The organism is Rhizobium phaseoli, assembly GCF_010668805.1.
In the GTDB taxonomy this organism is placed as follows: Bacteria; Pseudomonadota; Alphaproteobacteria; order Rhizobiales; family Rhizobiaceae; genus Rhizobium; species Rhizobium phaseoli_A.
Window position 1 is genome coordinate 1 of record NZ_WUFT01000135.1, and the last position, 396, is coordinate 396.

The window sequence follows — 396 nt, forward strand, 5'->3', positions numbered from 1 at the left end:
CGCTCGAAGTGCGCGATCTCGATTTCGCGTTGCAGCGGTTGCCTGCTGATCAGCGCGAAGTCGTCTTGCTGGTCGGGCTAGAGGAAATGAGTTACGCCGAAGTTGCAATTGCGCTCGACATCCCCGTCGGTACGGTGATGTCGCGGCTCTCGCGTGGACGCGAGCGCTTGCGCGCATTGATGGCGGGCGCACAGCCCGGCGCGAAACTGAAGGTGGTGCGATGAGCGATCAACAGACTCCCATCAGCGAAGAAGACATTCATGCGTACGTGGACGGCACGCTGTCTGACGAGCGCCGAGAAGAGGTGGAGCGCGCGATCGAACTGAATCCCGCGCTGGCGGCGCGCGTCAGCGATTACTTTTCGCTGAACAATATGTTCCATGAGCGCTATGACCG

General features: G+C 60.6%; 2 protein-coding genes. Both read left to right on the forward strand.

Annotated elements, in window-relative coordinates; all coding sequences use genetic code 11:
* Window positions 1-224 (forward strand): sigma factor-like helix-turn-helix DNA-binding protein (locus GR197_RS31735; RefSeq protein ID WP_281409543.1); only part of this gene is annotated, 224 nt, incomplete at its 5' end.
* Window positions 221-396: anti-sigma factor family protein (locus GR197_RS32960; RefSeq protein ID WP_432444219.1), on the forward strand; the 176-nt coding region annotated here is incomplete at its 3' end. The genes GR197_RS31735 and GR197_RS32960, both read left to right, overlap by 4 nt.